This is a genomic window from Novipirellula herctigrandis, assembly GCA_007859835.1.
Taxonomy (GTDB): Bacteria; Planctomycetota; Planctomycetia; order Pirellulales; family Pirellulaceae; genus Novipirellula_A; species Novipirellula_A herctigrandis.
This window is the reverse complement of the sequence record SJPJ01000001.1, coordinates 2,059,666-2,063,268: the sequence shown is the minus strand read 5'-3', so window position 1 is coordinate 2,063,268 and position 3,603 is coordinate 2,059,666. Positions and strand designations below refer to the sequence as shown.

The following is a 3,603-nucleotide window of genomic DNA, read 5'->3' as shown; positions in this document are numbered from 1 at the left end:
TCGAATGCGAATCCATCGATCGCCCAAAGTTGATTAAACTTAACCTCCGCGCTGGTCCGCTTTTCGATTTCTGCTCTGGATTCAAGCAGCGTGACTTCTCCATCCACTCTTCGATTTCGGATGTAGTGCATGTCGTGGCTGTCGGCGCCCAGGAAGAAGTCGAAGCCGCGATCGAGTGGACCATTCGTGATTGGTACGGTTGGGTCGATGTGTTTCGCGGAGACCCTCCTGGAGCCTAATGAGTTGCTGTGTTTCCAATTCATACCGAGATGCCACTTACCTAGGCATGCCGTGCGATATCCATGGTTTTTAAGAAAGGAGGCGACGGTTTCCCGATCGGCTTCGATCAACGGGGGACTGTAAGGGCCGAGAACTCCCTCTTTCAGTGAGGTCCGCCATGCATATCGCCCGGTCAGAATGCCGTAGCGAGTCGGGGTACAGACGCTCGAGCTGATATGAGCATCCATAAACTTCATGCCCTGACTCGCCAAAGCGTCGACATGCGGGGTGGGGATCTTTCCTTCGGAGTTGTAGCAAGCGATCTCGCCGATCCCCATATCGTCGGTCATCACCAAAATGATGTTAGGCCGTGACCCTTGCAACGGTTGGGCTCCAAGCCCTTTGGCCACCAACAAGGTGGTGGCAAATAGTGCCATAAGTTTCATGCAATTCGCCTTAAGCTCATTTTTCAGACTCAACCAGTACTTGCATATCGCGGTCAAAGGCTTCACCGTCGAACGGTACGACAATGATCTTACTGCCGTGATTGTCGTCGCCGCGATCCGCACCTTTCGTGACGTCGATTACAGAGAAGTTGAAGTGGGTGATGTGACCGTCTTCCACATACGCCGTCGGACGCTGCACGATATACCACTCATCAACCGTACCGTCGGGATAGCGGAACAGGGCTTCATCTTTACGGTAAGCAATGCCCCGATACTTCCAGTCGTGGATGCCGTCCTTCGATGAAAAATGATAGGTCGTTTTTCCGGGCCAGTGGTTCACCAGCATGTGGTACATCCCGCCGCTATACCACGCCGTGGGATCCTCCATGCGAGTCTGCGGAATTTCCGGCATGTCTTTGTAGACCCGATCCGACACAATCTTATACGGCCCGAGGATTCCATCTTCACTGATCATGACGGCAGTGGAACGTGCAACGATCATGTAGCGACCGTCATGTCGCGGAATGATCATCACATTAGACATATTCCCCTTCCCGCCTTGATATGCCGCCAATCCAGGGTTGAAACCATTCGCCTCCCACTTGATTTCACCCAGCAGCGTGAAGGGGCCGCTTGGATTATTGGAAACAAACACTTCGCCACGGGTTCTGTCACTGGTAACCATCGCATAGCGATCGTCGAACATGCGCAATCCAATGACATTATGTCCGAGTCCCTCTTTCCAATGCGGCCAAGTCAGGCCCCTATCTTGATAGGGGCCCATCACATGATCACTGACCGCATGGATCGCTTTGGAGTGATCTTTCCAACCAGAACCATGCGGTTGTGCCTGAGTCCAGCGACTGGCATACATGTGATATTTGCCGTGATCGTCTTTCACGATGCTACCGTCCCAGTAGCACCAATTCTTCATGGTCGGGTCTTCAATTCCGTTCTTCGGATCACGAGGCAAAATGGCCTCTCCCCAGATGCCTATATCAACCAACGGCCCCTGCGGTTCCATCGGAAGGATGTACTTCTTGAAATTCACTCCATTCCAGGTTTTCGGCGGAGCAGGCGGTGCCGCGTCATTGTTGATTTCAAAGCGGCTAATCAGACGGTTCGCTACGCCGGCATCCGAATCAGCCGCTCCGGCCTGAATCATACCGAACAACTGATCCACCGGCCCTTCGGAGAATGCAAGCTCCTTTGCTTCCCATCGTGTCGAAAAATTCGATTCAGGATTGAGGTTCGAGAGCACGACAACCATATCCCACTTATTCGAGTCGGCGCGTGTCAGTGTCTCGGCGCGTGTCAGTGTCTCGGCGCGTGTCAGTGTCTCGGCGCGTGTCAGTGTCATGGAAAGACGGAGAGGATCGCTGGTGCCGACAGCACCATTGTTTATGAATCCGATCGTCTTCTTCTCGAACACAATCCCCTCAGGATAACCTTCGCGGCCGATTGAATCGTAATCGCCCCAGCCCTTGCGGTTGTAGGTCGCCAGCAAACGACTGTTACCATTGGTCAATCCCACCAGGATCAACTCGCTGTCGTTACGTTGCTTCACCTGGTCGAATGTGAAATCGATGGCCACTGTGATGGAGTCGCCACGCTTCGGGGCGGCGATCGCTTTGGCGTGGGTGATGAATCCGTCCGCCCACTTCTTGTCCGGAAGCAGCAACATTTCCTTGCCATTGCCGACGAAACCAGCGCCATCTTTTCCATTGTTCCATTGATCGCTCTGCGCGATTGGGGCACTTGAGGGAAAGCGGCTTTCATCGGAGAAATCGACAACTTCCGCCATCGCTCCGCTCGTGCAGAGTAGGAAGGCGATACCGATACATAGGTGTGTTTTCATCGTGGATATCCTGTTTGTGACGCGAATGGCTGACCTCATCAAATTCTCTGCTTTTTCTATTGAACACCCTAAAGGTCCGTGGGGCTCCACAGCGGAATACCACGCTTTGCCTTCTGCTGGAAGTAAAGCGTTTCCAAAGGAGCACGCTCCTCCTCCCATGTGTTGTTCTGGTTGATCATATATGGGATCATCGTTTCATACCAAACAAAGTGTTGCTTGCTCAATTGCTCAACGACCTCTGGATACTGATTTGCCACGTCGTGATCTTCGTACGGGTCGTTCTCGATATCAAACAACTCTTTGCCGACTAAACGCCAACGGTCGGTCCGCACCGACCACAGCTTATCCGCCGCATTCCGAGGATCAGCGCCGAGATTTCCGCGATGGGTTTGTAGCGTACGCGGCGCCCAATCTGCTGCTGGGTTCTCCAGCAGCGGAAGCAGGCTGCGGCCTTCCAGTTTCTGGACGGCTTGAGACGCATCGGCGCCTGCCAGTTCGCAAAAGGTTGGGTACAAATCGATGTGAGCGGTCAGCGCAGGAATGTCTTTGCCTCCCTGAAGCTTTCCTTTCCAGTACCAGAATGACGGTACATGCACACCGCCTTCGTACGGGGTCCCCTTGCCGGTTTTATGCCCGGCCCTGAAGTTGGGGTCCTCCGATTTATGCGGCGAACCATTGTCAGTTGTGAAGATAACTAGCGTGTTGTCGAGCATCTTCCACTGGTCAAGCTTCTGCATCATGATTCCGAAGTTGTCATCGATGTTTTCAATCATCGCCAATCGTTCATTGGGTTTCTTGATTCCGCGGTCTGCCATCCGCTGTAGGTTTTCCTTGGGAGCAATCAAAGGGGAATGCGGGGTGTTGGTCGAAACGTAAGCAAAGAACGGTTGCTTGTTTGCATGCTGTTCCCGCATCCAGGCCAACGCGGCATGAAAGAAGATGTCTGCACAATAACCTTTGGTCTGCACGATCGTGTCGTTGTGCAGCAGAACCGGATCGAAGTATTTTGCCGCTTTGCCTTCACCCTGATTTGGTGGGAAGTCCGCATAGCTTGTGATAGCCACTCCCCTTTCTCGCTGA

At 53.2% G+C, this 3,603-nt stretch carries 3 protein-coding genes; all 3 read right to left on the bottom strand.

Annotation, left to right across the window (positions count from 1 at the left end; genetic code table 11):
* Positions 1-665: sulfatase-like hydrolase/transferase (locus CA13_RS07395; protein ID WP_146403500.1), on the bottom strand; the 665-nt coding region annotated here is incomplete at its 3' end.
* A gap of 16 nt (positions 666-681) precedes the next feature.
* Positions 682-2,523 carry a glycoside hydrolase family protein gene (locus tag CA13_RS07390; RefSeq protein ID WP_146395292.1) on the bottom strand — a complete coding sequence of 614 codons (1,842 nt, stop codon included), beginning with the start codon at positions 2,521-2,523 and terminating at the stop codon, positions 682-684.
* Positions 2,524-2,591: 68 nt separating this feature from the next.
* Positions 2,592-3,603, bottom strand: a 1,012-nt coding sequence (locus CA13_RS07385) for a sulfatase-like hydrolase/transferase (RefSeq protein ID WP_419194044.1), incomplete at its 5' end; no start/stop codon positions are given.